Origin of the sequence: uncultured Helicobacter sp., from assembly GCF_937893305.1 — a bacterium.
Lineage (GTDB): Bacteria > Campylobacterota > Campylobacteria > Campylobacterales > Helicobacteraceae > Helicobacter_D.
Genome location: NZ_CALBGN010000015.1, coordinates 98,457 through 125,231, shown reverse-complemented (window position 1 = coordinate 125,231; position 26,775 = coordinate 98,457). Strand labels below are relative to the sequence as shown.

At 34.7% G+C, this 26,775-nt stretch carries 28 protein-coding genes and 1 pseudogene; 11 read left to right on the top strand and 18 right to left on the bottom strand.

Annotated features, from left to right (window positions below; all coding sequences use genetic code 11):
- Positions 1 to 15 precede the first annotated feature (15 nt).
- The 8 genes from Q0358_RS04140 to Q0358_RS04105 all read right to left on the bottom strand — a co-directional run bounded on the left by Q0358_RS04140 (position 16) and on the right by Q0358_RS04105 (position 7,476).
- Positions 16 to 735 (bottom strand): Nif3-like dinuclear metal center hexameric protein, encoded by a 720-nt coding sequence (locus Q0358_RS04140; protein ID WP_299547626.1) that lies wholly within the window; start codon positions 733 to 735, stop codon positions 16 to 18.
- Positions 720 to 1,613: a glycine--tRNA ligase subunit alpha gene (glyQ, locus tag Q0358_RS04135; RefSeq protein WP_299547623.1), complete on the bottom strand. Its 894-nt coding sequence runs from the start codon at positions 1,611 to 1,613 to the stop codon at positions 720 to 722. Before glyQ ends, Q0358_RS04140 begins: the two co-directional genes overlap by 16 nt.
- 9 nt (positions 1,614 to 1,622) lie before the next feature.
- Positions 1,623 to 3,089, bottom strand: a complete 1,467-nt coding sequence (thrC, locus tag Q0358_RS04130; RefSeq protein ID WP_299547620.1) for a threonine synthase — start codon at positions 3,087 to 3,089, stop codon at positions 1,623 to 1,625.
- A gap of 69 nt (positions 3,090 to 3,158) precedes the next feature.
- Positions 3,159 to 3,893: a flagellar basal body L-ring protein FlgH gene (gene flgH / locus Q0358_RS04125; RefSeq protein ID WP_299547617.1), complete on the bottom strand. Its 735-nt coding sequence runs from the start codon at positions 3,891 to 3,893 to the stop codon at positions 3,159 to 3,161.
- A 65-nt stretch (positions 3,894 to 3,958) separates the two neighbouring features.
- Positions 3,959 to 4,735, bottom strand: coding sequence for an ABC transporter ATP-binding protein (locus Q0358_RS04120; protein WP_299547614.1), 777 nt, complete (start codon positions 4,733 to 4,735; stop codon positions 3,959 to 3,961).
- Between the two features lie 10 nt (positions 4,736 to 4,745).
- Complete coding sequence (locus Q0358_RS04115; RefSeq protein WP_299547611.1) at positions 4,746 to 5,774, bottom strand: iron ABC transporter permease; 1,029 nt, start codon at positions 5,772 to 5,774, stop codon at positions 4,746 to 4,748.
- Positions 5,764 to 6,951, bottom strand: coding sequence for an ABC transporter substrate-binding protein (locus Q0358_RS04110; RefSeq protein WP_299547608.1), 1,188 nt, complete (start codon positions 6,949 to 6,951; stop codon positions 5,764 to 5,766). Before Q0358_RS04110 ends, Q0358_RS04115 begins: the two co-directional genes overlap by 11 nt.
- Positions 6,952 to 6,963: 12 nt before the next feature.
- Entirely contained in the window at positions 6,964 to 7,476 is a 513-nt protein-coding gene (locus tag Q0358_RS04105) for an FmdE family protein (protein WP_299548198.1), read from the bottom strand.
- A gap of 198 nt (positions 7,477 to 7,674) precedes the next feature.
- On the opposite strand from Q0358_RS04105, the gene Q0358_RS04100 reads away from it, so the two are divergent.
- Positions 7,675 to 9,270 carry an inorganic phosphate transporter gene (locus tag Q0358_RS04100; RefSeq protein ID WP_299547605.1) on the top strand — a complete coding sequence of 532 codons (1,596 nt, stop codon included), beginning with the start codon at positions 7,675 to 7,677 and terminating at the stop codon, positions 9,268 to 9,270.
- On the top strand, positions 9,270 to 9,965 hold the full coding sequence (locus tag Q0358_RS04095; RefSeq protein WP_299547602.1) for a metallophosphoesterase family protein: 696 nt from the start codon (positions 9,270 to 9,272) through the stop codon (positions 9,963 to 9,965). Before Q0358_RS04100 ends, Q0358_RS04095 begins: the two co-directional genes overlap by 1 nt.
- Here Q0358_RS04095 and lnt read toward each other — a convergent pair.
- Both lnt and Q0358_RS04085 read right to left on the bottom strand, forming a co-directional pair.
- Positions 9,962 to 11,341 carry an apolipoprotein N-acyltransferase gene (gene lnt, locus Q0358_RS04090; protein WP_299547599.1) on the bottom strand — a complete coding sequence of 460 codons (1,380 nt, stop codon included), beginning with the start codon at positions 11,339 to 11,341 and terminating at the stop codon, positions 9,962 to 9,964. The two genes, Q0358_RS04095 and lnt, sit on opposite strands and share 4 nt — an antisense overlap.
- Positions 11,338 to 11,841 carry a YajQ family cyclic di-GMP-binding protein gene (locus Q0358_RS04085; protein WP_299547596.1) on the bottom strand — a complete coding sequence of 168 codons (504 nt, stop codon included), beginning with the start codon at positions 11,839 to 11,841 and terminating at the stop codon, positions 11,338 to 11,340. Before Q0358_RS04085 ends, lnt begins: the two co-directional genes overlap by 4 nt.
- Before the next feature lie 114 nt (positions 11,842 to 11,955).
- Between Q0358_RS04085 and Q0358_RS04080 the strand changes: the two genes are divergently transcribed.
- From Q0358_RS04080 to Q0358_RS04045, 8 genes and pseudogenes are all read left to right on the top strand, one after another.
- On the top strand, positions 11,956 to 12,489 hold the full coding sequence (locus Q0358_RS04080; protein ID WP_299547593.1) for a CvpA family protein: 534 nt from the start codon (positions 11,956 to 11,958) through the stop codon (positions 12,487 to 12,489).
- A gap of 2 nt (positions 12,490 to 12,491) precedes the next feature.
- Positions 12,492 to 14,000: a lysine--tRNA ligase gene (lysS, locus tag Q0358_RS04075; RefSeq protein ID WP_299547589.1), complete on the top strand. Its 1,509-nt coding sequence runs from the start codon at positions 12,492 to 12,494 to the stop codon at positions 13,998 to 14,000.
- Positions 13,997 to 15,247 carry a serine hydroxymethyltransferase gene (locus tag Q0358_RS04070; protein WP_299547586.1) on the top strand — a complete coding sequence of 417 codons (1,251 nt, stop codon included), beginning with the start codon at positions 13,997 to 13,999 and terminating at the stop codon, positions 15,245 to 15,247. The genes lysS and Q0358_RS04070 overlap by 4 nt, the downstream gene beginning before the upstream one ends.
- A gap of 12 nt (positions 15,248 to 15,259) precedes the next feature.
- Complete coding sequence (locus Q0358_RS04065) at positions 15,260 to 15,805, top strand: DUF1882 domain-containing protein (protein ID WP_299547583.1); 546 nt, start codon at positions 15,260 to 15,262, stop codon at positions 15,803 to 15,805.
- A 10-nt stretch (positions 15,806 to 15,815) separates the two neighbouring features.
- Positions 15,816 to 16,610: an SPOR domain-containing protein gene (locus tag Q0358_RS04060; protein WP_299547580.1), complete on the top strand. Its 795-nt coding sequence runs from the start codon at positions 15,816 to 15,818 to the stop codon at positions 16,608 to 16,610.
- A 109-nt stretch (positions 16,611 to 16,719) separates the two neighbouring features.
- Positions 16,720 to 17,991, top strand: coding sequence for a chemotaxis protein (locus tag Q0358_RS04055; RefSeq protein WP_299547577.1), 1,272 nt, complete (start codon positions 16,720 to 16,722; stop codon positions 17,989 to 17,991).
- 3 nt (positions 17,992 to 17,994) lie between these two features.
- Positions 17,995 to 18,135, top strand: a pseudogene (locus tag Q0358_RS04050) (methyl-accepting chemotaxis protein); the annotation flags it as partial.
- A 39-nt stretch (positions 18,136 to 18,174) separates the two neighbouring features.
- Positions 18,175 to 18,354 (top strand): hypothetical protein, encoded by a 180-nt coding sequence (locus Q0358_RS04045; RefSeq protein ID WP_299547574.1) that lies wholly within the window; start codon positions 18,175 to 18,177, stop codon positions 18,352 to 18,354.
- 31 nt (positions 18,355 to 18,385) lie between these two features.
- Here the strand turns inward: Q0358_RS04045 and Q0358_RS04040 are convergent, their stop codons facing one another.
- The 3 genes from Q0358_RS04040 to Q0358_RS04030 form a co-directional block, all read right to left on the bottom strand.
- Positions 18,386 to 19,561, bottom strand: a complete 1,176-nt coding sequence (locus tag Q0358_RS04040; RefSeq protein WP_299547571.1) for a replication-associated recombination protein A — start codon at positions 19,559 to 19,561, stop codon at positions 18,386 to 18,388.
- 77 nt (positions 19,562 to 19,638) lie between these two features.
- Entirely contained in the window at positions 19,639 to 20,286 is a 648-nt protein-coding gene (locus Q0358_RS04035; RefSeq protein WP_299547568.1) for a TIGR00730 family Rossman fold protein, read from the bottom strand.
- 2 nt (positions 20,287 to 20,288) lie between these two features.
- Positions 20,289 to 20,912: a thiamine phosphate synthase gene (locus tag Q0358_RS04030; protein WP_299547565.1), complete on the bottom strand. Its 624-nt coding sequence runs from the start codon at positions 20,910 to 20,912 to the stop codon at positions 20,289 to 20,291.
- 63 nt (positions 20,913 to 20,975) lie between these two features.
- Between Q0358_RS04030 and hypF the strand changes: the two genes are divergently transcribed.
- Positions 20,976 to 23,303, top strand: coding sequence for a carbamoyltransferase HypF (gene hypF, locus Q0358_RS04025; RefSeq protein ID WP_299547562.1), 2,328 nt, complete (start codon positions 20,976 to 20,978; stop codon positions 23,301 to 23,303).
- On the opposite strand, the gene Q0358_RS04020 is transcribed toward hypF, so the two are convergent.
- The 5 genes from Q0358_RS04020 to Q0358_RS04000 are packed head-to-tail and all read right to left on the bottom strand — an operon-like array spanning position 23,283 to position 26,774.
- A complete protein-coding gene (locus tag Q0358_RS04020) occupies positions 23,283 to 24,023 on the bottom strand; it encodes an SDR family oxidoreductase (RefSeq protein WP_299547559.1) in 741 nt (246 codons plus the stop codon). The genes hypF and Q0358_RS04020 overlap by 21 nt on opposite strands.
- Positions 24,020 to 25,333 (bottom strand): hypothetical protein, encoded by a 1,314-nt coding sequence (locus Q0358_RS04015; protein ID WP_299547556.1) that lies wholly within the window; start codon positions 25,331 to 25,333, stop codon positions 24,020 to 24,022. The genes Q0358_RS04020 and Q0358_RS04015 overlap by 4 nt, the downstream gene beginning before the upstream one ends.
- Entirely contained in the window at positions 25,317 to 25,685 is a 369-nt protein-coding gene (locus tag Q0358_RS04010) for a YkgJ family cysteine cluster protein (protein ID WP_299547553.1), read from the bottom strand. The genes Q0358_RS04015 and Q0358_RS04010 overlap by 17 nt, the downstream gene beginning before the upstream one ends.
- The gene (locus Q0358_RS04005) at positions 25,679 to 26,416 is read right to left on the bottom strand and encodes a methyltransferase (protein ID WP_299547550.1); all 738 of its coding nucleotides are present in this window, start codon (positions 26,414 to 26,416) and stop codon (positions 25,679 to 25,681) included. The genes Q0358_RS04010 and Q0358_RS04005 overlap by 7 nt, the downstream gene beginning before the upstream one ends.
- A 7-nt stretch (positions 26,417 to 26,423) precedes the next feature.
- On the bottom strand, positions 26,424 to 26,774 hold the full coding sequence (locus Q0358_RS04000; protein WP_299547547.1) for a hypothetical protein: 351 nt from the start codon (positions 26,772 to 26,774) through the stop codon (positions 26,424 to 26,426).
- Position 26,775 lies beyond the last annotated feature (1 nt).

Sequence of the window (26,775 nt, the reverse complement as noted above, 5' to 3'; positions counted from 1 at the left end):
CAAGGTTTAAATTTATTAGACAAAATTAAAGGGATTTTGTGAAGTCAAAATTATAGCCTTATAGCCATAATTTGTCAAAATTGGAGATAAAATTTCTCCAAAATAACGCTCTAATTCATAATGCCCACAATCAATTATATTGATCCCTAAAGCTTGCGCTTCCATCGCTTCGTGGTATTTGATATCACCTGTAATTAAGCAATCTATGGTGTTTGACTCCCTGATAAAACTTCCACCGCTTCCTGTAACTAGTGCGACTCTTTGTGGGGTTTTAAAATTTCCTAGTGTGTATTTAAGAGTGGGAATTGCTAGCTTTTCTTTTGTGTGTTTAAGAAGAGATTCTATGGAGTCTTCCCATAAAAAGTGCGTTGCAAAATTTTCTTGCGTGTAAGTTTGGATTTCAAGTTTTTGTGTAACATATTTTCCAAAGTGTGTTTTATCAAAGTTTGTGTGCATCGCGACAAGTTGAATATTTTTTTGGATTGCAAGCTCTAAGAGTTTAGCAGGATAGGTGGTGAAATTTAATTGTTTAAGTGGTGAAAAAATTAATGGGTGATGTGTGATAAGTGTAGAATTGGAATCCATTTTCTTTAAGATTTCTAAAGTAACTTCAAGGCTAAGATAGATTTGAGAAACCCTCCTATCTAATGCGCCTAGGATTAGTCCGGAGTTGTCCCATTTTTCTTGCAACTCAAAAGGACTAATGGAATCTAAAATCTCTAAAAGTTTTTGCATGATAATTTACTTTGTTCTAAACGCTCTTGACGCAAAGGTTCTTGTTCTTTGTAAAGTGTTGCGCAAGCTTTTGCAAGTTCGCGGATTTTTAAAATATAGTTTTGGCGTTCTGTTGCTGAAATTGCTTTTCTTGCATCAAGAACATTGAACAAATGGCTTGCGAGCATTGCACAATCATACGCAGGCAATGGCAATCCTGCTTCTAATGCACGATTTCCTTCTTGCTGCATTTTTGCAAAAAACTCAAAAAGCATAGCAGTATCTGCAACTTCAAAGTTATATTTTGAAAATTCAAATTCACCTTCTAAATGGACATCTGCATAAGTGTAATTTGGATTCCATTTAATATCAAAAACATTTTCTACTCCTTGTAGGTACATTGCCAAACGCTCTGTTCCATAGGTGATTTCTACTGCTACAGGATCGCAAGGGATTCCACCAACTTGTTGAAAATAGGTAAATTGTGTAACTTCCATTCCATTAAGCCATACCTCCCAACCCAAGCCCCAAGCTCCTAGTGTTGGAGATTCCCAGTTGTCTTCAATAAAGCGCACATCGTGATTTTTAAGATTTAATCCTAAATATTCTAAACTTTTTAAATAAAGCTCTTGAATATTGTTCGGACTAGGTTTGATTAAAACTTGGAATTGATAATAGCTTCCTAGTCGGTTTGGATTCTCTCCATATCTTCCATCTGTGGGACGGCGTGATGGAGCGACATAAGCCACACTCCAAGGTTTAGAATCCAAGCTTCTAAGTAGTGTTGCTGGATGAAATGTTCCAGCACCTGCTGGAATATCATAAGGCTGTATGATAAGACAACCTTGTTTATGCCAAAATTCTTGTAATTTTAAGAGTAAATCAGAAAAATAAAGCATTGTAAATCCTTATAACCATTGTAAGATATTATCTAGTAGTTCTTCTTTGTTAATCACTTTATTGTGGATTTCTTTTTGATTAAATAAAGAATTGATTTGTTTAGGAATTGGAATCTTGTAATTTTGAGAGATCTTTTCTAGTGCTTCTTTGTCACTTAAATCTCCTAAATCAAGTGCTTTTGCAAGTGTTGGAGAAAATTTGGTCCATTCTGCTGTGGAGCAAAGCACACATTTTGCGTGAGGATATTTAAATTGGATTGTTTCATAGGCTTTGATGCCACAAGCAGTGTGTGGATCTATGATGTAGCCTTGTTTAGCGTATTTTTTAATGGTTTCTAAGCAGAAATTATCATCGCAACTTGTTGCACTAAAATAGCTTTGCACCCAAATTAATTCTTCTTTATTTAAAGTGTATCTACCAGTTTGTTCTAAGGATTCCATAAATTCTCGTGTGCGATAAGAGCTAAAAAGTGAAAATAGCATTCGCTCAATATTAGAGCTTTTTAAAATATCCATTGCAGGAGAACAAGTTTTTTTCAAGGATTTATTAGAAATATCATATACGCCTGTGTTGATGAACTCCGTTAGAATATTGTTTGCATTAGAAGCAATCCAAATGCGTTCAATTGGAAATCCCATAAGTTTAGCATAAAATGCGCCAAGCGCATTACCAAAATTTCCACTAGGAACGATAGTGTGCACCTTTTCTCCATTGATTTTATACACTTGTAAGCTTGCGTAAATGTGGTAAATAATCTGAAATGCGATTCTGCCAAAATTAACACTATTTGCCGCACTTAATGCAAGATTTTTGGATTTTAAAATCGCATTAAATTTAGGATCTTTTAATAGGTTCTTAAGCAAACTTTGTGCGTCATCAAAATCTCCATTGATTCCAAAAACAGCAATATTATCTGCATTAATTGTTGTCATTTGTAAGCGTTGGACATCGCTTGTGCCACCATTTGGGTAAATACAAACAACTTTAATATTGGGGTGATTTGCAAAACTTTGTAGTGTAGCAGGACCTGTGTCGCCACTTGTGGCAACTAGAATTAAATAATTATGTGTGTTTTTATTTGTGTGTAAAAATCCGCTAAATAATACACCAAAAGGTTGTAATGCCATATCTTTAAAAGCACGCGTTGGACCACAATAGAGCTTTTGAACATTTAAGTAAGGGGTCATTGGATACATCGGAGCTGGAGAAGATTTGTCATCAAAGTTTTTATAAAGATTTAAAGCTTCAAGTAAAAGTTCTTTTGAAAGATTTAAGCCAAGTTTATTAAATATAATACGAGTTAGTTCTTCATAGCTAAGTTTTGCAAATTCTTTAATCTCGTCATTGCTAAATTTTGGGAATTTTTCTAGTGTATATAATCCCCCATAAGAAGCATTTGGATTAAGAACAGCATCTTCAAAAGTAATGCCTAAGTCTTCTCCGCCACGAGTGCCTGTGAAATATTGAGTTTGCACGCAAATCCTTTGTGTAAGAAGTTGAAAAGAAATTTGCGTATTTTATCTTAATCTAGCCTAAATAAGCCTTTAAAAAGGCCAAACTGATTCAATAAGTTTTGTTCCCCAGCCTTTTTCTGTGTTGCGCTTTAGTTCTCCTTGCGTGTCATACATAATCTTTGCATCAGCAATAAAGCGTGATTCAATCGTATTATCGCGCGCAATATCATTAGGGCGCACAACACCGCTTAAATGGATAATTTGTTTTTCTCCATTGATTAAAATTTCTCGACTTCCTTCAATGAAATAATTTCCATTTTGCAAAACTTTAATAATGCGTGCTGCAATAGTTGTTGTAAAAGCTTCTTGGCGATTTTGAGAACCCGCCCCTTGAAAGGTCGAAGTATTTTGCCCAGTTGTGATTCCAAAACCTGTGATATTGTTTAGGTTATTTGCAAAATTTCCTATGCTTTGACTTGGTCCGCCAAATGTGATTCCTGGACCAGTTAGCGTAGCATTTGAAGTTTCATTAAGATTTTTATTTGCTGTTGAGGTTGCTTGAGCTGTTTGGTTAATAATTACAGTGACTAAATCATTAAGTTGCATAGCGCGACGATCTGAGAATAACAAATTATCTCCTCTTCCAAAGATGCTTCCGGGATTTCCAAAATTGTCTTCTTCTTCTTTTGGAGGTAGTTCTTCTACATAAGCTGGTGGCTTAAAAGAGATTTTTGGCTCTGTGGTAGCGCAAGCGGTAAAACAAGTTGCTATTACTAAACTTGAAAATGCAAGAGATAGAGCATTTAGAGATTTTAATTTTTCCATTTATGATTCCTTTTAGCACTTCCTTGTGCAAGTTTGTAAAACTTTAAGCAAAGAGTATTCCAAGTTTATGAAAAGTTGGAATCCAAAATGGGTTGAATAACGCTTTTGTCATTCACTTTTGAGATGGAGTATTCACTTTTATAAATTTCTTTTAAAAGCCTAGGTGTAATAATAGAATCTGTTTTTCCAGATGCGATGATTTCTCCATTTTTTAACACAAGCGTGTGGCTTGCAAACCAAAGTAGATGATTAGGATCGTGACTGCAAGCAAGAATAAGTTTTCCAAGTTTTGAAACTTTTTTTAAGATTTTCCAAATAGAGATTTGATTATGAAAATCTAATGCACTTGTGGGTTCGTCTAAAATCATTATGGGGGCATTTTGCGCTAAAGCACGCGCAATAAGTGTAAGTTGGCGTTGCCCTCCACTTAGTGAAGTTACAGGGCGTTCGGCAATATCTAGGATTTCTAAAAGCTCCATTGCTGCATAAGCAGCGTCATAATCTTCTTTCTTTAAACCAAAAATCCCTCCCATATATGGAGATCTCCCCATTAACACGATTTCTTTGACGCTAAAGGGAAAAGGTGGTTTGTGTTCTTGTGGGACATAGGCGATGAGTTTTGCCATTTTTGACGTGGTTAGGGAGTGATAGTTTTCACCATTAATGAAAATTTGACAGGATGCAGGTTTAAGCAAAGCTAGCACACATTTAAAGAAAGTTGTCTTTCCACTACCATTTGGTCCCATTAAGCCCCAAAGTTCTCCTGTATTTGCGTAAAAAGAAATGTTTTTTAAGATTTGGTTGTTTTCATAATAGAAGCTTAAATTTTCAACTCTTAACATTTTCTTGTCCTTATGCAAATAAACGCCCACTTTTAGCGCGTAAAATCCAAATTAAAAAGGGCGCACCAATGATTGAAGTAATGATTCCTATGGGGATTTCGCCGGTGGTGAGTGTTCTTGCGATTGTGTCGCAAATTAATAGATAAATTGCACCACAAAGTGATGCAATAGGGATTACAAAGCGATTATCAGGTCCTACAAGTAATCTTGCAGCGTGTGGCATCATTAATCCAACCCACGCAATAATCCCTACGCTTGAAACACAAATGGCGGTCATTAAAGTGGCGGTTATAATAAAGAGCGTTTTGTATTTATCAGGATTAATGCCTAAGCTTTTAGAATCTTCATCGCCAATTGATAGTAAATTGAGTTTCCACGCAAAAATCCAAGCAATCACAAAACACAGCAAAATCACAATGGCATTAATTGGGATATCGCTCCAGCTTGCGTGATAAAGCCCACCCATCATCCAAAAAGTAATTTCTCTTAATTGCGTATCTTCAGAGAGATATTTGATAATAGAGACAAGTGCGGAAAATACAGAACCTATAATCACGCCTGATAGCACGAGTCCTACTGTGTTTATCTCTCCTTTTTGGCGTGCAAGTGTGTAGGCAATTATTACTGCAAGAAGTGCGAAAAGAAAAGCAGAAATTTGTGTGGGCAAAAAAAGAGCAGGAAAGACAATTGCAAGAGCAGCACCAAAGCTAGCCCCAGAAGATGCCCCTAAGATAAAAGGCTCAACAAGTGGATTTCTAAAACAGCCTTGATAGAGTGCGCCTGCAGTTGCAAGTGCAATTCCCGCTAGGATTGCCATTAAAATGCGTGGTAAGCGCATATTCCAAACAATTGCCATATCGCGTGTAGAGATGGAATCTAAATTGTAACTAGTGGTTTTAAACAGGATAATATTTATAACTGCTTTTAAAGAGAGTTCAGAATTTCCAGAAGTAATCGCAAAAAACACCGTTACAAAAAGTGTGGCAAGCAGAAAAATGATGATGAGCTTGCGAATATCTCCTAGCAAATTAGAAATCATTTTCCTCCGTCCAGTCTAATAGTTGTTCGCTGCGTAATGCTTTAGCAGTATTTTCATCAACATTATAAACATCTTGATAGAATTTTAATGCAAAGTTATGCACTTTTATATCTTTAAATAACTCGGGATAAGCTGCTTTTGCAATCACTAAAATATCCAAAGGATATTCTACACGTCTAGAGCAGTTCATCGGTGTCCAAGGCAGTGCATAAACGCGTTTAGTTTGAATGGCTTTGAGCTCTTTTAGATTTTGATAGTAAGGTGCGCTTAAAAGTTCGTTTGCTGGATGGTAGCCATTTTGTGTAGGGAGTAAAATCACATCAGGATCAATAGCATACACTTGCTCTCCGCTTAAAATAATATTATTTCCTTTACCGCGAAATGCATTTTTAGCATTTGTGATGTTTTCTATAATATAGGATTCAGGCGTTGTGATTCCAGAAGCCATTCCAGAGCCACCTTGTTTTCTAGCAGCAGAATTTAGCCCAAAGTAAAGCACGCTTGGTTTTTCTTTATCTTGAATATTTTTTGTTCTTTCACGCACAAGAAGTTCCGTGGAATGCAGGTAATCATAGAGTTTTAGAGCTTTTTCTCTTTGTTTAAAAACATCTCCAATGACACGCATTTCTTCTTGCATTGAGCCAAGTTCAGCCTTACCATAATAAGTTGGAGAATATAATACAACAAGTGGAATCCCAAGAGATTCTATCATTGCAATGGTTTTTTCTAGTGCCTTTGGATCGCCACCTCTAAAGTATGATCCACCAGAAACGGTGCAATCTCCCACTCTTAAAATAACAATTTGTGGATTTGCTTTTGCTAGGGTTTCATAGTTTATGATATCACCTTGAGCGGAGTTAAAGCAAGGCAAATCATTAAGCCACGGATGTAAATATTTCATTGTGTGCCAACCTCTAGCTGTGTAGGGTTTGCCATCAACGCTTTCAAAAGAGTATTTATAATCACGTTTCATTGACCAAGAACCTATGGCATTGACTTTGTCAATCACACCCAAATGTGTCATTACACCTTCTACAAAGCCATCGCTAATGGTTGCAACGCGTTCTAGGTTTTCTGGAATCTCAATTTGTTTGCCTCGCATATCTGTAATTGTATGTGCTTTTAGGGTAATAATGCTAAGAAGCATAAAAACAAAGAGTTTTAAAAAAAAGTGCATTTGGAATCCTTTTTATGAATTTTGACAAGTTTTGCAAACTTGCTTGTCGTTTGTAAAAATGAGTGCATTTTGCGCTGTATGTTCTCCACAAATTGCACAAGGAATCGCATCATAAATGCGAGCTTTTTGTGGAAAATCACTAATGGTTTCTTTGATTGCAAACAAATCTCTAGGATTTTTAGAGAGTAAATAGGCAAGCTTTTCTTCTTTGCTTGGAAATTGTATGGGATCACAAAGAACAAAACGCGCTTTTTTGCCATTTTTTCTATTATAAATGTTAAACGCGTGTTTGCCTAAGTAATGAATCTGCATAGAACCTGTGCCAAGTGTTGCTTTTAAAACCACCTGAATTGCATCAACTCCACAAGCATCTGTTTCTGATAAACACACAATATCTTCATCTTCTATTATCTCGCTAATCTCTAGAACTTCTTTTGCAAGTAAGGCAGCTTGATAACCTATGGCAAGTCCGGGGCATTTGTGTCCGTGAAAGTGCGAAACTTTCTCCCAAAGTTCTGTTTTTATTGTAAATCCTTTTTTTAGAAAGTTGAAAATTGTAATGCGATTTTTAAAAAAGTTACCTTAAGTGGCAATGAATATTATTTGCTTTCATCAATTAGTAATATTAAAGGGATATTAAATTAAAGAAGAAGTAAAATCTATAATCCTTAGAATAATATATTTCGTTTAATATATTTAAATAAAATTTAAGAAAGGGGTTGGATGAAGGATTTTTTGCAATATGATGAGAGTTGGCTCAAAATAAACAAGGGTGATTTGCGTAAAATTGGAGTTATTATTGCTTTTGTCTTAGTGATTATTGTAATGGTAATGCTTGCAAGCGATGAGATAGAAAAACCGCTTTTATTAGGATTTGCAGCCATTGTTGGTGGTTATATGGCGTTAAACATTGGCGCAAATGATGTGGCAAATAATGTTGGACCAGCAGTGGGTTCCAAGGCTCTTACAATGACTGGGGCGATTGTTATTGCTGCTGTGTGTGAGATTTCTGGAGCATTAATTGCTGGAGGAGAGGTTGTGGATACGGTTCGATCTGGCATTATTTCTATGGATTCCATAGGAGACGCAAAGACATTTGTAACTCTGATGCTAGCAGCACTTTTATCAGGTGCAATTTGGCTTCACGCTGCAACAGCTATTGGCGCACCTGTTTCTACGACACATTCCATTGTTGGTGGAATTTTAGGGGCTGGAATTGCTGCTGGAGGTTTTGGAGTAGCAAATTGGGTAGAACTTGGCAGGATTGTGGCAAGTTGGGTGATTTCTCCAATTAGTGGTGGGGTGATTGCTGCTTTATTGTTGTTCTTTATTAAAAATACTATCACCTATAAGCAAGATAAAAAAGCAGCCGCAAAACGCATAGTTCCTTATCTGATTGCATTTATGACTTGGGCATTTAGTTTGTATTTGATGGGTAAAGGACTTAAAAAAATTATCAAATTAGAACCTATTGTGTCTTTTGGGATTAGTCTTGGAATTGCAATCGTTGTGTTTTTTGTAGTGAAGCCTATCATTGATAGAACTTTAGAAAAACTAGAAAATAAAAAAGAAGAGATTAATAAGCTCTTTACGATTCCATTAATTTTTGCAGCAGCACTTTTAAGCTTCGCACATGGAGCAAATGATGTTGCAAATGCTATTGGACCATTAGCTGCAATTAATGATGCACTTAAAGAGAGTTTTGTGATAGGTGGAAAGGCCAGTGTGCCCTTTTGGATTATGCTTTTAGGTGGGCTTGGAATCTCAATTGGACTAGCACTTTATGGACCAAAGTTAATTCGCACAGTAGGGAGTGAGATTACAGAGCTTGATCAAATCCGTGCGTTTTGTATTGCAATGAGTGCCGCATTAACAGTACTTATTGCAAGTGAGCTTGGAATGCCTGTAAGCTCCACTCATATCGCTGTTGGAGCTGTATTTGGTGTAGGATTTTTAAGAGAATATCTTAAAAAACGTTACAAAGAAATGGAGCTTAAGATTTTAGAATCCCATAAGGGAGAAAATGCAGAAATAGTTAAGTTGTTTTTGGAAAAATTCCGCAAATCTTCCGTGCGCAAAAAAGCTGCAATGATTAAAAGCATTGATCGTAAAAAAGAAAAAAAAGAAAAAGACTTAAGAGATAAAGATATCCCAGATTTAAAGAAAAAGGATCAAAAGCAACTGAAAAAAGTTTATCAAGAAGAGTTAGTTAAACGCTCTGCAATTAATAAAATTGTGGCTGCTTGGTTAATTACGGTTCCTGTGTCTGCTGTATTTGGTGCTGTGTGTTATTTTGTTCTTGTTGTTATTGGAATGTAATGCAGAACTTAGATTATAATCGTCCGTTGTATATCATTGGTGATATACACGGTTGTTATAAGACTTTGTGTGCCCTTGTTGAAAAATTGCCAGAAAAGGAAAATTCACAAATTATTTTTGTAGGAGATTTGGTAGATAGAGGGGCGGAATCTTTTTTAGTTGTGGAGTTTGTAAGAAATGGAAAATATCCTTGCGTGCTTGGAAATCACGAAGAATTAATGCTTGAGTATTATGGCTGTGTGACAACAAAAAGAGAAGGAATTTGGATGGAAAATGGTGGGCGTGAAACAATACAAAGTTATGCAAATGATGGAAAAGTTCAGCTTCTAAAGGAGCATTTAGAGTTTTTTGAGAGTTTGCCTTATTGCTTAGAGATTGATTATAGAGATGAGCTAGGACGGAATCTTTTTGTTACACACGGATTTGGATTGCCTTTTTATGGGAGAGAAATTTCTTCTAAGATTTGTTGGAGCAGGCTTAGACATCATCAACAAAAAATGGAAGATTATATGCAGCAGGAAATGCCTATTTTTAATGTTTTTGGACACGATGTGCAAAAAGAAGGTGTTTTATTGACTAAGAATTTTGTTGGAATTGATACAGGTTGCGTGTATCACAAAAAGATTCCAAATGCTACGCTTAGTGCATTAGAGTGGCCAACTAAGCGTGTGATTTCTCAAAAATATTGCGGTTAAGGGAGTGTGAAATTTTCTGAAGCATTGCTTGAGTGATAGATTTTTGTGTTGTGATTTTTAGCAAAATAGAGCATAAGAAGTTTTTGCAATGTAGGTTCAACGCTTGGAGAAAACCACGCATTGTTACTAATGGCAATAAGATTGCTAGGAGAGTTTGAATAAAATTCATTTCTTGTTGCTTCATAGCAAATGGCAATTTGGAATTTTTGGTTTTTAATCCACGCAAAATTTGGTGCTTTAAAATTCTGTGCTATAAAATCTTGCGAACCATCAAAAAAGATACGATTAATCCAATTTGTAAAAAAAGCAGGAAGTGGAATTTTTTCACCAAAAGGCACTAAAATTAGCTTATGAAACACCTGCATTTCGCCATTTTGAAATAAATATGCGCTGTTAAAAAAATGTGTATTTTCTTGTGTGGAGTCTTGATAAATTGCTCCGGTTAGAATCGCGATTTCTTTGCTTTCATTTTTAAGTTTTTCTAAAAGTTGTGGCTGTAGATTTAAACTAAGAGGAAAAGCGGTTTCTGGCAGAACAATAAGATCATATTTTGCATTTTTAGCATCTGTAATGGCATTAAAATTTTGCGTTAAAATATTGTGGATTTGATGGGGTTGCCAACGCTCATTTTGAGGGATTTCAAAACGCGTTGTTTTGATTTTAAGAGGCAGAATGTTGGAATCTGTTTTGATTGCTGTATTGTGTGGAAGCAAAAGAGAAAAAACACAAAGCCAAAGAAGGCTAGTTTTGTAAGATTTTTTAGAAAGAAGCGCGCTTAAAATGATTAATGCACAAAGCAGTAAAAAAAGCGTGAATTTAGAAGGAAAGAAATAGCTCTTTGTTAAAGTTGCTTCAAGAATTAGCCAATTAAAACCAAAAGGATGGATATAGCTTGAGAGTGTGAGCGTAACAAGACGATAAAAAGGGTTAGAGAAGAAGCAAAAAAGATAAAAAAGTGTGCCATAAACGATAAAAAATACAACCCAAACAAGTGGAATTAAGTAGGATAAATCATAGAATCTAAAGCTAAACCCCACCCAGTAAAACCATAAAATCCCTAAAATTCCACCACAGATGAATGCCCCTAAACGCGAGAGTTTAAAAAATAAAAAAAATCCAAAAATAGCGAAAATCGTGGAGTAAAGTGGGAAGTTTTTTTCGCCTAAAAAATGTTCTAAATAGATAAACGCACTCAAAAAAAGTGCGCATAACACTCCGATTAAAACTCCATAAATCCTATGTGTTAGAATCTTTTGATTAAAAAGCGTTGCTAAAAAGTTTTGTTGCATTTTGGATTCCAACTTTTTAGAATTGGAATCCTTTTTTTGTGCTTTGAAATTGAGTTTGAAGTTTAAAAAAATGCGTTTTGCACTCACGCGAAGTTTCCAAAACTTAATGAAACTTCTAACTCCATTTTGCGCAAATGCGCAATAACCTTTTGAAGTTCATCAATATCTTTTGCTTTTACGCGAATTTCATTGCCTTGAATTTGTGTGCTGACTTTAAATTTTTCATTTTTAATAGCCGCATTGATTGTTTTTGCGTTTTTGTCATCTAAGGTGTCATTGAGTTTGTAAGTGATTTTTGTGTTTCCACCACTTGCAGATTCTTCTTTTAGCTCTTTTAGGACTTTTAAAGAGAGATTACGCTTGATAAGTTTGGAATCTAAAATATCTTTAATCGCCTTTACCTTGTTTGTGCTTGTTGCTAGAATGCTTAGAGTCTTGTCTTTTTCGTTGAAGTTTAGCTCTTTTGCCTTATCATCTTTGAAATCAAAGCGATTATCAATTTCTTTTTTTGCTTGTTCTAATGCGTTTTTAAATTCTTGGAGATCAACCTTTGCTGAAATATCAAAACTATGCTCTTTTGCTGCCATTTGCATCCTTTTTGCAAAAAATCTTAAAAATTGCTATGAAACATTGTAACATAAATTTTATTTTATTTAGAATTGTGTAAAATAAGCCTTTATTTATTTTTTACAAGGTGTGCAATGGACTTTAGTTGGTTTGATGTTGTTGTTGGAATCTTAATTTTGCTGCTTGCAATTCGTGGCGTGATTAATGGATTTATTCGTGAATTTTTTGGGTTAGCTGGAATTGTTGGTGGGGTGTATGTGGCTTCTGTGTATGGAGAAAGTGTTGGGACTTGGATTAGCGCAAATGTGTATGCCTTTAAAAACCCTTCAGCAATTACGCTCATTGGATTTTTGGTGTTGCTTATAGTGATTTGGGTGGCTACATTATTGATTGCTGAAGTGTTGCAAAAATTAGTGAGTTTAAGTGCTTTGGGTTTAGTAAATCGTTTGTTGGGATTTGTTTTTGGCGGACTAAAAATTTTTATGATTTTTGCAATTATTGTTGCAGCACTCACAAATATTCAATTTGCTAGAAGTTTTATTGAGAGCAAGACGCAAAAGAGTTATTTGTATCCTATGTTAAGAAGCACAGGAGAAGCGATTATTAAGCTTGATTTTGTGCAAGAAGCAAAACCTGCATTAGAAAATTTAGATAAAGTTAGGAATTAGTAATGTTTGAAAATGATATGTATGTAACAGGACGTATTGCAAAAGCTGATGCATTGCGTGAAATAGGCATTAATCCTTATGGAAATGGAAGCGCTAAGGGAATTAGTGCGCAAGCGTTTTTACATACTTTTGCTAGTGTGCAGGATTTAGAAGAGAGAAAAGACACAAGTAAGAGTGCGCAAGTTTCTGGCAGAATTAAGTTTATCCGTTTAATGGGTAAGGCTGCATTTATTAAGATTGAAGATTATAGCGGTGTGTTGCAAATGTATCTTTCTAAAAATGAATTAGATGAGAACTTTGATGTGTTTAAAAAATACATTGAAGTGGGCGATATTGTAACAGCAAAAGGTTTTCCTTTTGTAACGAAAACAGGAGAATTAAGTCTGCACGCTTTGGAGTTTAAGATTCTAACAAAAGCAATTTCACCACTACCTGAGAAGTTTCACGGCTTAGTGGATATTGAATTGCGCTATCGTCAAAGATACTTGGATTTAATTATGAATAGCAAGGTGCGTGATAGTTTTATTTTGCGCTCACGCATTGTGTCTTGTGTGCGTAAGTTTTTTGAATCTAAAGAGTTTTTAGAAGTTGAGACACCGATGATGCACCCGATTCCTGGTGGAGCAAATGCTAAACCTTTTGTAACCTATCATAATGCTTTAAATGTAGAGCGTTATCTTAGAATTGCACCAGAGCTTTATTTGAAACGACTCATTGTTGGTGGGTTTGAGGCGGTTTTTGAGATTAATCGTAATTTTAGAAATGAGGGGATGGATCACTCACATAATCCAGAATTTACGATGATTGAGTTTTATTGGGCATATAAAGATTATAAGGATTTAATTGCGCTAACTAAAGAGCTTTTTTATTATTTATTAGAAATGCTAAATTTACCTAAGCAACTAGAATTTAATGGTAAAACTATTGACTTTAGTGCATTTAAAGAAATTACTTATATAAATGCTCTTGTTGAAATTGGTGGAATCCCTAGAGAAATTGTCTCAGATGAAAACGCGCTCTATGAATATTTGTTGCAACATAATGTAAAGTTGGAATCCAAAATGGAGTTAGGCAAGTTACAAAGCGAAGCATTTGATGTATTTGTGGAAGAAAAGTTAATTAATCCTACATTTATTACAGAATTTCCTATTGTAATTAGTCCACTTGCAAGACGCAATGATGCTAATCCTTGTATTGCAGATAGGTTTGAATTGTTTATTGGCGGAAGTGAGATTGCAAATGGATTTAGCGAATTAAATGATCCATTAGATCAGTTAGAGCGTTTTAAAGCACAAGTTGCTGCTAAAGAGGCGGGTGATGAAGAAGCGCAGTATATGGACGAGGATTATATTACTGCGCTTTCTTATGGAATGCCACCAACTGCTGGAGAAGGAATAGGGATTGATAGGCTTGTAATGTTGCTAACAGGTAACACAAGTATTAAAGATGTGATTTTATTTCCGGCTTTAAAACCACAAAAAAAAGATATTAATACAAAGGAAGAAAAATGAGTTATGTTTTAGAGCAAACGGATTCTAAGATTTTAGAGTTAATCAATCAAGAGTTAGAGCGTCAAAATACACATTTAGAGATGATTGCAAGTGAGAATTTCACTTTTCCTAGTGTAATGGAGGCAATGGGGAGTGTTTTAACAAACAAATACGCAGAGGGTTATCCGTATAAGCGTTATTATGGGGGCTGTGAGTTTGTTGATAAGATTGAAGAAATTGCCATAGAAAGAGCAAAAGAGCTGTTTGGCTGTGCTTTTGCAAATGTTCAGTCACACGCTGGAAGTCAAGCAAACACGGCAGTATATTCTGCTTTTTTAAAGCCTTATGATAAGATTTTGGGAATGGATTTAAGTCACGGAGGTCATTTAACGCACGGCGCAAAGGTTAGCATTACAGGACAAATGTATCAAAGCTTTTTTTATGGTGTGGAACTTGATGGGCGCATTAATTATGATAAAGTAGCGGAGATTGCAAAGATTGTGAGACCTAATTTAATTGTATGTGGATTTAGTGCATATTCAAGAGTGCTTGATTTTGCGAAATTTAGAGAGATTGCTGATAGTGTGGACGCGGTTTTAATGGCAGATGTAGCGCATGTTGCTGGGCTTGTTGTAGCGGATGAATATGCAAATCCATTTCCTTATGCAGATGTAGTTACAACGACGACGCATAAGACACTAAGAGGTCCTAGGGGTGGATTAATCTTAACAAACAATGAAGAGTATGCTAAGAAAATTGACAAAATGGTTTTTCCGGGTATGCAAGGTGGTCCGCTTATGCATGTTATTGCAGGCAAAGCGGTGGGATTTGGAGAGAATTTGAAACCTTCTTGGAAGGAATATGCAAAACAAGTTAAGGCAAATGCTAAGATTTTAGCAAGTGTGTTAATGCAAAGAGGTTATAAAATCGTAAGCGATGGGACAGATAACCATCTTGTTTTATTATCTTTATTAGATAGAGACTTTAGTGGAAAAGATGCAGATTTAGCTTTAGGAAATGCCGGTATCACGGTTAATAAAAACACAGTTCCGGGAGAGAGAAGAAGTCCATTTGTAACAAGTGGAGTAAGGATTGGATCTCCTGCACTTACTGCTAGAGGTTTCAAGGAAAAAGAATTTGATATTGTGGCAAATAAAATTGCTGATGTATTAGATGATATTCAAAATACACAAAAACAAGAAAAAATAAAAATGGAATTAAAGGAACTTGCGTTACAATTCCCAGTTTATAATAGAGCAATTTTCTAAAGGAGTGATGCAGTGGTAACTGATATGGACTTAAAATTGATTAAAATGATCACCTCGCATTATTGGATTAAAGAACGTGGATTGGGAAATAAAATTCAACATAATGGGAGAATCTTTTATGATAAATTCAAAAAAGTAGATGAACCTATTAGTAGAAATCTTTTGCAAAGCCATTTTAGAAAAGAAATTACCATTGCTCACTCCCTTATTAACGCACAGGATAAAGTGGAAAATATTGTGTTTGATTATAACGGGTTTAATGCAGAGCGTTTTTGGCATCGTGCGCAGTTGTTATTACGTGAGGAGGGTTTTATTAATTTTACAGCTTATACAACAAAAACACCAGGTCATTTGCATTTATATGTGCATAAAGGTCATACGACTTTTCAAGAGGCTTGTCAGTTAGCAAAGATGTTAGGCGCGAAGCTTGCGCAAAAAATGCCAACAGAATGGAAAATGTTCCCATCACTGGATATTCCACGCAGTTTTAATATTTTAGCTATTCCTTATGAGGTTTATCAAAAGGAGCGTGGTGCGTCTTGGTCAAAACATATGTAAAGGAGAAAAAATGACAGAGTTAGAATCAAAAAAAGAGCAAAAAGAACTTGAATTAGATGATTTGTTAATTAGTAGCAGTGATGATACTGATGAAGTGTTAAAGGAAAGTGGTAGTAAAAAAATCGTATTGTTAAGTGCAATCGGTGTGTTATTGTTCGCCGTTGTGGTTTTGATTGTGTATATGTTTCAGGGTGACTCTAAGAAACAAGAAGAACATCTGGAATCACAAATGCCATTAGAACGCGTTGAACAGCAAACAACAAATTCACAAACAACAAATTCACAAACAAATGATTTTGGTCAAGAACCAATCCAAGGAAGTGGCAGTTCTGACGATCAATTTCAAAGAATTATTGATCAAATCAAAGCTGAACAAGCAAAACAAAACGGACAAAATCTTCCAAATGTTCCCGAGTCAAAACCTGCCCCAGAAGTAGTGGATTCAGCTATTCCAACAACTCCTATAAAGCCTCAAACTTCAAAGCCGCAAACACCAAAGGTAGAGTCACCTAAACAAAATCCTGCTGATACTTTTAAGGATATCAAAGCAAGTGATCCAAAGTTACAGGGTAGTGAAGCAACAAAAGGATTTTATGTGCAAGTTGGATCTTTTAGCAAATTTTCACCAAATAAGCAGTTAATGGGTTTAATTGAGTCAAGTAAGTTAAGTTATCGCATGCAAAAATCAGGAGATAATAATCGTTTATTGATTGGACCTTTTGCTTCAAAAAAAATAGCACAAGATAAACTTAGTGAGATTAGAGAAAAAATCAATAAAGATGCTTTTGTTAAAGAGATTAAATAGTTAAATTGTATTTCACACAGGATAATTAAAGAGGGTATCCTGTGTGTTTAAGTGGGTTTTATTTAGTTTTGGGTAAAGGACAATATTTTAAAAAAGGAAGGGGAAGCCTATGAAATCACTTAATTCTAAAGTTATTACTATTATTTCTATTATTGCAGCGTTGTTGATAGTCTTGTTTGTAGCAATTTCTGTTTTTTTAAATAAAGTTAGTTCGTCATTTGACGCATATTCAGATTCTGTGAGAAAGTATAATTATTTAGATAATGGCCTAATGGAAGGGTTTCAAACAAGCGTAGCAGTTAGAAATTTAAATATTTTTGGTTATGAAGAGACAGCAATTAAAAATCTTGAGAAGGCATTAAAAGGTTTTATTTACAACACAGATAAATATATAGAAGAAGTTGGAAAAAGAGAAGAGTTTCAAGTAGCTATTATGGCTTTTAGAGAAAAAAATGAATCTCTATTGAAGAATATAAAGTCCAACACTCAAATAACTGCACAAGACATAAAAGACATAACAAAAACTTGGCGTGCTGTTAAAAATGTTTTTCAAAGTGAAATGGAACTTACAGGAAAAGTTTCAGAGCAAAGCAGGGCAAGCTTTTTGAATTCCATTAGTGTGCTATCTTTCTATTCTATTGTTATAATTACTGGAATTATTGTTTTATCTAGTTTGATTTTGTGGTTTTCAAAAAGATATCTTGTAAATTCTATTAATAAAATAGAATTTGGCTTGATTGATTTTTTTGATTTTCTTAATCATAAAAATGACAATCCAAAAGCCATAATTATCAAATCCAAAGATGAATTTGGCATTATGGCAGATTTAATTAATAAAAACATTGCAAGTATCAAAGAAGGCTTAAAACAAGATAAAAAAGCCCTTGATGAATCTTTGATAAGAGCAACAGAGGTGGAGAATGGAAATCTTACTGCAAGAATTAATACAGCTCCAGCAAATCCTGCTTTGGAGCAGTTAAGAAAAACTCTTAACAAAATGATTTCAGTGCTTCAAATAAAAGTAGGAAGTGATATACGCACAATTCAAGAAACATTTGATAGTTTTAAAATATTGGATTTTACCTCAAGGATACCAAATGCTAGCGGAGATGTAGAGATTATTACAAATTTATTGGGTGATGAAATTACAAAAATGCTGAAAAATAACTTAGAACAGGCTAATTTACTTCAAGATAAAGCAAATAATCTAAAAAATTATGTTCAAACATTAAATGCAAGCGCAAATTCTCAAGCAAGTTCCATCCAAGAAAGTGCAGCAGCAGTTGAACATATGAGCAGCTCAATGAGTATTATAAATGAGAAAGCAAATGAAGTAATTAGGCAAAGTGATGATATTAAAAACATTATCAATATTATTTGAGATATTGCCGATCAAACAAACTTACTAGCATTAAATGCAGCTATTGAAGCAGCAAGAGCAGGAGAACACGGAAGAGGCTTTGCTGTTGTTGCAGATGAAGTTAGAAAGCTAGCTGAAAGAACAGGAAAATCTCTAGCAGAAATTGAAGCAAATGTTAATGTTCTTTCCCAAGGAATTGATGAAATGAGTGAAGGAATCAATAAACAAACTCAAGCTATTAATCAAATTAATCAAGCAATCGCAAATGTAGATGAACAAACACAACAAAATTTATCTGTAGCACAAAATTCTCAGCAAATTACAATGGAACTTGAAACAATAGTAAGTGAGATTGTTAGTGAAGTGAATAAGAAAAAGTTTTAATAGAGAGTTTGTTTATATAAATTTGCAATATTTATTCTTCTTTTTCTGCGAGTCCTTTGATTTTATCTAGCCATTCTTTAAGGGTTTTTTCAAATCCTTTTGGGAGCCATTTGACAAATTTTAATTCTTTGCTTAAGTAACATTGTTTAACATAGCCGCCAAAATCGTGTGGATAGAGATAGTCTTTGTGAAAGTGCTTGATGTGGGGTGGGATCTCTTCATTGGGGTGTTTTTCTACATAATTCAAAGCTGCATTAATTGCTAGATATGCGCAATTTGATTTAGGGCTAGCACAAAGATAAATGACGCATTGACTAAGGATAATCCTAGCTTCTGGGTAGCCGATTTTTGCAACACTTTGCATTGTAGAATTTGCTAGATTTAGTGCATTTGGATTTGCATTACCGATGTCTTCACTTGCTAAAATCACTAGTCTTCTTGCGATAAATTCTGGATTTTCTCCACCTTGAATTAGTCTTGCAAGATAGTAAATTGCTGCATTTTCATCACTTCCACGAATGCTTTTAATCATTGCAGAAATTAAATTATAATGTTCATCTAGTTCGCTTGTGCCGCTTAGAGAAGTTTTACGCAAGGATTTTAATAAATCTATATTTAGCGACAATTGTGTGCTTTGTGCGCAATCTAGTAGGTTTAACATTGCTCTTGCATCACCTCCGCTTGTGTTTATAAGAAACTCTTGCACTTCTTTTTCTAGCATAAAAGGCTCTAAGATTTGCTCTAATTCTTGTTTGCTTAAAGGTTTAAATTCAAAAACCATAGAGCGCGAACGGATCGCTTGGGTGAGTGCAAAATAAGGATTTTCCGTAGAAGCTCCTAAGATTAAAGCAGAGTGATTTTCCATAATAGGTAGCAGCATTTCTTGTTGGGCTTTATTAAGTCTATGCACTTCATCAATAAAAATCAAGGGTTTTTGCAAGGTGTTTTGATGATTTTTTAAGATATTGCGTAGATCTTCGGATTTAAAATTTGTAGCATTTAGCGCATAAAAGGGATAATCCATTGCTTTAGCAATTAGCATTGCGGCACTTGTTTTTCCGCTTCCTGGTGGTCCAAAGAAAAAAGAATGTGGAATCCTTTTTGTTAAAATTAGCTGCATAAAGGGCGCATTTTCTCCAAAAAGATGCGTTTGACCGATTAGTTGCTGAAAATTTTTAGGTCTTTTGTTGTATGCTAAGTCTTTCATTTTTCTCACTTTAAGGATAAGTATGACAAAGTTTATTCCCTTGCTTTTAGGCTTGTTTGCTGCATTTATGGTGCTTTTTATGATGTATGGAGTTGGGAATCCGATTTTTTAAATCGTTGTAGAATTTCTAAAACTTCACTTGGAGTATCTGCAATTTCAAGTAATTTTAGCTCAGCTTCTGTAATAGAAGATTCTTTTAAAAGTGTAGTTTTAATCCAAGATAAAAATCCACTCCAATAATCTTTGCCATAAAGAATTATTGGAATCTTTGCGTGTTTGCCTGTGGAGATTTGCACTAAAACTTCGCTTAGTTCATCAAGAGTGCCATAGCCACCCCTTGCAACGATGAAAGCTGTGGAGTTGTAGTTAAAGACGAGTTTGCGACTAAAGAAGTTTTGAAACTCTAAGGGGATTTCAACATAAGGATTCATCTTTTGCTCAAAAGGGAGTTGGATATTTAGTCCAATAGAAAATATGGAATCGTTTTTAGATTCTTGTTTGTATTGTATTAAGCCGCGGTTTGCAGCCTCCATAATTCCAGGTCCTCCTCCCGTCATAATAGAATATTGCTGTGTGCCTAAAGTGTAGGCTAATTCTTGGACTTTAAGATAGGCTTTGTGTGTGGGATTTACGCGCGCACCACCGAAAATTGTGATGATGTTTTTTATGTTTTCTAGTGCTTGCAATCCTTTGGCAATTTCTTGTCTTAGTGCGTCTAAATCCATCGTTATCCTTGTGTGAAGTTGTTTAGAAGTTGTTGCGCATTTTTTATAATATCTCCCTGCCAAATGCTACTAATACATGCTGCCATTTGTGCTTGTTTTAATTTGGCAATATTGTCTTGTTGAATTCCACCTATGGCACACATTGGGAGGTTTAATGCTCTAGCCTGTGTGAAAATCTCAAGTGAGATTATTTTAGCATTAGGCTTAGTTGGAGACTTAAAACACGCACCAAAAGCAATGTAATCTGCATTAGCAAGTTTTGCATTTTTGGCTAAATTTAAATCTCCATAACAAGAGACTCCTAAGATTCCATTGAATTCAGCACGGATTTGTTGAAGTTCTTTAAGGCTATAAGGTGTGTCATCTTGCTTTTTTCCGATATGTAAGCCTTGTGTTTGTAGAGAAATCGCAAGCTCTATGCGATCATTTAGAATAAAAGGGATATTGTGTGTTTGAGTGATTTCCATTAAAGATAGACATAAAGGCTTTAATGCAGAATCTGGAGTGTTTTTATCGCGAAGTTGAAAAAGTGTGATTCCTCCTGCTATTGCTTGTTTTAACATATCTTTTAGTAGGGGATAGGGTGTTAGCTTTGTATCACTAATTGCGTAGATTCCATAAAGCATTTGGTAAATCCTAATTGAAAATGTTTTAAAATTTTATACTTTAATCTATAAAGAGAGTTTGAAATGTCAAAGAATTTGTGTGTAATTTATACATTAGAAGGTGTTGTGCAAGGTGTTGGATTCCGTCCTTTTGTGTATAAAATCGCTAAAAAATACGGGATTTTTGGCTATGTGCATAATACAACTTCTGGAGTAACAATCTTAGCACAAGGCACCAAAAGGGATTTAGAGGATTTTCAAAAGGCTTTGCAAACTCCACCTAAGGTTGCAAAAATCACTAAAATTACTAGAAAAGAAGTGCAAAATATGGAATCTTTTGTGGATTTTGAAATTTTACAAAGCACACACGAGAGTGAATTAAAAGCTACAATCCCAGCGGATATTGCCTTATGCAAAGAATGTTTAAAAGAGATGAGAGATTCTAAAAATCGCCGCTTTAATTATGCGTTTATTAGTTGCACAAATTGTGGGGGGAGATATAGTTTAATAAAAACGCTTCCCTATGATAGAAAAAACACGGCAATGGCGCAATTTACAATGTGTAAAGAATGTCAAAGTGAATATGAAAATCCTAATTCTAGGCGATTTCATTCTGAAATTAATTGCTGTGAAAAATGTGGTCCAAAGCTGTTTTTTGCAGAGAATTTAGAATCCTTTAAGAATCTCCCACAAAGCGATTTTTTAGTCTGTGAGAAATTTGCAAGTCTATTAACTCCAAATCCATTAAAAAAGGCAGTGGAGTTTTTAAAAGAAGGGAAGATTTTAGCAATTAAGGGAGTTGGCGGTTACGCGCTTGTTTGTAATGGGCTAAATGTAAATGCAATTTTGGCATTAAGAACGCGTAAAAACCGCCCTAGAAAACCCTTTGCTATAATGTGTAAAGATGTAGAAATGGCTAAAACTTATGCTAATTTAGGTTCTTTAGAAATTTTAGAGTCAAATATCGCACCTATTATGTTATGTGATGCTAGAGAAAATACTCCTTTACCGCTTTTTGCTATTGCCCCGAATCTTGCAACTTTAGGCATAATTTTGCCTTATGCGCCTTTACATTATTTGCTTTTTGATGCGATTGATTTTCCGCTGATTTTTACAAGTGCTAATTTAAGTGGAGAGCCTATTATTAAGGATTTTTCTAAAGTTGTAGAGAGTTTGGGTGATGTGTGTGATGGAGTGTTGCTGTATAATAGAGATATCTTAAATCCTATTGATGATAGTTTGGTTAGAACAATTTTGTATAACAATCAAGAACAAATGCAAGTTTTGCGCCGTGCGCGTGGGTTTTTATGCGAGATAGATTTACCAGTTAAAAGTGAGAAAACTTTTTTAGCATTAGGTGCGCAACAAAAGGCAACTTTTTGTTTAAAGACACAAAATAAAGTTTTGCTTAGTCCGCATTTAGGGGATTTAGAGAATGTTGCAAGTGTGGAAAATTTTTTAAATGTGCAAAATCTATTTGTTGGACAATATCATAGTGTGTTTAAGGATTTTGTGTTAGATTTGCATCCAAATTATGCACAAAGAGAGTTTGTGCCAGATTTAAACAAAACAAAACGTGTGCAACATCATTTTGCGCATTTGCTTTCAAATCTTGCAGAAAATCATATTAAAGAACCTGTGCTTGGCGTGATTTTTGATGGCACAGGATATGGGGAAGATGGTAGGATTTGGGGGGGTGAGTTTTTAAGTTGGAATCCAAAAAGACCTTTGGAGTTTAAGCGCATAGGGCATTTTGATGATTTTTTTCTTTTAGGGGGCGAGAAGGCAATTAAAGAGATTAAAAGGCTTGGGTTATCTTTAGTTTTTGAGAGTTTTAAAGAAGAGTATAAAACACTTGATTTGCCCTTATTTAGAGAATTCTCAAGGGAACATTTAGAGATTTTTTATACATTGCAGACATCTAGTTCTACAAAGGTATCTTGCAATAGTGTTGGGAGGCTTTTTGATGGTGTAAGTGCATTGTGTGGAGCGTGTTTTCAGACAAGTTATGAAGGAGAGGGAGGAATGGTATTAGAATCTTTTGCTTTAAAAGCTTTAAAAAAGTTGAAATCTAAAAGAATAAATGCGTATTCTTATGAGATTTGTGGCGGTGTGATTAGCTATGCAATGATGATTAAAGAAATTTGTAGAGATTTGAAACAGGGTGTAGAAGCAAGTGAGATTGCCTTAAAATTTCACATTACACTTGCGGGTGTGATTGCACAAGTGGCAAAAGATTATTCTTGTGTTGTATTAAGCGGTGGGTGCTTTCAAAATGCTCTTTTAACGCAATTTACTTTAGAAAAACTTAAAAACAAAATGGTGTATTTAAATAAAGAAATCCCATGCAATGATGGCGGGATTAGTGTAGGACAAGCGTATTTTATGGAGTTATGTTTTGCTCACAGTTAATGCGCTGAAACTTTGACTTGTCGGCATCATTTCTAAAGAATTGATGTTAATGTGTTTAGGTAGAGTTGCTATCCAATAAATTGCTTCTGCAATATCTTTGGGCTGTAAGGCATTGCTTCCTTTGTAGAGTGCATTGGCACGGTTTTTATCGCCTTTAAAACGCACAAGTGAAAACTCACTCTCTGCAAGTCCAGGTTCTATATTACTTATTCTGATATTTGTGCCTGCTAAATCTGCACGCAAACCCAATGCAAATTGCCTAACAAAAGCTTTTGTTGCACCATAAACATTTCCTCCAGGATAAGGATATTTTCCGGCAATAGAACCTAAAGTGATAATATGTCCATTTTTGCGTTGCACCATTTTAGGTAATATAAGATGTGTTAAGTAGCTAAGGGCTGTAATATTAACGCTAATCATTTTTTCCCAGTCGTTAAAATCACATATTTGCGCAGGTTCAATTCCTAAAGCAAGTCCTGCATTATTCACTAAAACATCAATATCTTTAAAATCTTTTGGAAGTTCTTCTAAGGCTTGTTTTAAAGCATTTTTATCACAAATATCACAAGGTAAGATGACGCAATTTGAAATTTCTTTTTGTAAAATTTGCAATCTTTCTTTGCGTCTAGCAAGTGCGATCACTTTATGTCCATTTTCTCCAAATTTTTTTGCTGTGGCAAAACCAAAGCCACTAGAAGCTCCTGTAATAAAAATTGTCATTTATTTTCCTTGCATTGTGAGATTTTTTGAAAATGTGCTTTAATTTCTTGTTCTTTTTGGATTTGTGATTTTGGGATTTGTTGAATTGTGGCTTTAGCGTTTTTGCAGTCTTTTAGCTTAAAATATCCCCAAGCAAGGGAATCCAAATAATAAGGGTTACTTGGATCTTTTTCTAGGGATTTTTGCACATAATTTATACCTTCTTTTACCCGTTTTTTGTCGTTAAAATCGTGATCAATCATTAAATAACCTAAGTAGTTCAAATAGATGGGTTCATTAGTGCTTAATGCAGCTTGCTTTAAATCGTCTTCTATGGCTTTAAGAGAGATTTTTGTGTGGGTTTTGGAGTGTTCATAAGAGAGCATTGCTTTATAAGCTAGGAAGTTTAGATCTTGTGTATTTTGGTAGATGATTTCTGCTTGCTTGATGCTTTTTGCAATGTTTTTTTGTAAGCGATAGATTTCAAAAAGCAAAACATCACGCGCTTCTATATTTGGGTGTTTTAATAGAAAGGATTCCGCTAAATCTAAGCGTTTGTTTTTAGCATAAATTTCTAAGATAAAGCGTGCATAATCTTGTGTGTTTGTTTCTTTAAAAAGCAATGTATAAATGCGCGCAGCATCAAGGTAGCGTTTGGATTCTAGGTAGATTGCAGCGAGTTTATCTCCAATTTGCTTGGTGATTTCTTGTGTTTTGATATGTGTTTCATAAAGCGATATTGCAGTGTTGGAATCTTTTAGAAATAAAAGATAAGTTGCTGCAAGTTTATCTAGTAAAACTGGGCTTGGATTTATGTTGTAAGCAAGGCGCAAGTATTTTGCAGCATTGTTATAATCTTGGCGCAAAAAATACACAGATGAAATAAGTTCATAATTTTCAGCGTTTTTGTGATCTTGTAAAAGCAATTTAGCTTCTTTTAAAGCTAAATCAAATTGTTTAGTGTTTGTTAGGATTCCAATTAGCACGCTACGCACCATTTCATCTTTTGGATATTTTTTTAAAAACACATAAGCTTCCCTTTGCGCTTCTTGGAGATTGTTTTGTGCAACTAGAATTCCTAAAATTTCTTTGAGATAGCTTGGGTTTGGATTAGCTTTATAAGCATTATTAAAAGCTTCTTTTGCACTTGTAAAATCTCTAGAATCTAAAGCTGCAAATCCTTGTACAATGAAGAGATCTTCAAGATTTTCTATTTCTTTAAAATGAGAATTTTCAAATGTGATAGAATCTTGTCTAAAACAACCTACAAGCCCTACAAATAGCGCAAAAGCACTGATAAAAAGAATAAGATTTTTACGATTTAAACACACCGATACATTCCTTTTGTAATTCTTCAAAATGGTCTTTATAATAATCCCAAAATGGGAAGCTTACACATTGTTTTGGGCGTTTTGGATAGATTTGACAGATTCCATCTTTAAAAAACACGCAAGAATAAGTGATATGATCTTTTGTAACATCTAACAAAGAATAGCGATAGCCAACTTTTTTGACATAGTTGTTACAAAAACTCTCAAAATCTAGTCCTAAAAACTCCGCAATTTCTTCAATTTCTTTAGGGGTTACAAAGATGTAGCCACTTTCACCTGTGCAGCATTTACCTCCACATTCCTCGCATTTGCTAGGATCAAAACGAAATTGAAAATCAGAATGTTCTAACATTTAATACTCCAAGTATTAGCGTGGCGATAAATCTCTTGCACCTCTTGTGTGAAATGTTGTTCTTTTTGGTTGCTTAAATGCGTAAAAAGTGGTGGCTCTATTTCACATAAGCTTTTAGAGTTTTTTCTAGCGCGGCATAATACCAAAGTTGCACTTTTTTCTGCCTTTGGATGCACAAAACGCACACAAATTGGTGGAATCTTAAAATGCTGCAATGTGTTAAAAAGGTTAAAAAATGCCTTAGAGTCATAGCAAAAAATAAATTCTCCTTCAGGTTTTAAAAGTGAATTGACTTTTTTAGCAAGTTCAAAAAATGGGAGATTTTCTGCATAGCGCGCACTAGAGATATTAGGATTTTTGGACTTTATTACTCCATTATGATAAAAGGGTGGATTGCTTAAGATTATATCAAAGGATTGTATTTTGGATTCCAACTTTTCACTAGATTTGGAATCTAAAAAATCAAATTCTAAAAAATCTGCACAGATTAAATCTGCTTTGATTGCATTGATGCGTAAATTTTGCGCACAAAGTTCTGCCATTTTTGGATTTTTTTCAATCATTGTTAGGTGTATTGGCAAATCTCTAGCGCATAGCATTCCTAGGATTCCACATCCTGCACCAACTTCTAATACAACGTGGTGTTTTCTTAAAAATCGCATTGCAAAGTGATGTAAAAACAAAGTGTCGCTATTGTAGCAATATCCATCTTTTGGTTGGTAAATTTGCATAGAAATCCTAATGAATTCGTAGTGAAAAAATTGTTTTTTTCTGTGTGTTTTTAATCTCTAAGGAAATGGAATCTTGCGTGGAGTTGTAGTTCAATTCTAGTCCTTGACGCAAAATTCTTTGAGAAAAGCCATTTTGGATTCCAACTTTATTTTCTCCATTAAAAATTTCCCATCCTTTTAAAACTGCTTGAAAGTCTAATTCTCTAAAACCATCATTGCCGAAAAAATGACGCACAATGGAATCTTTAGCATAGCATTTTGTATTTAGACAAATTTTATTTTTATAGCAATCCATTTTAAGCAGCACAGCTCCTGCATTAAAAATCTCTAAACTTGTGGAGTTCGCATAGGATTTCACA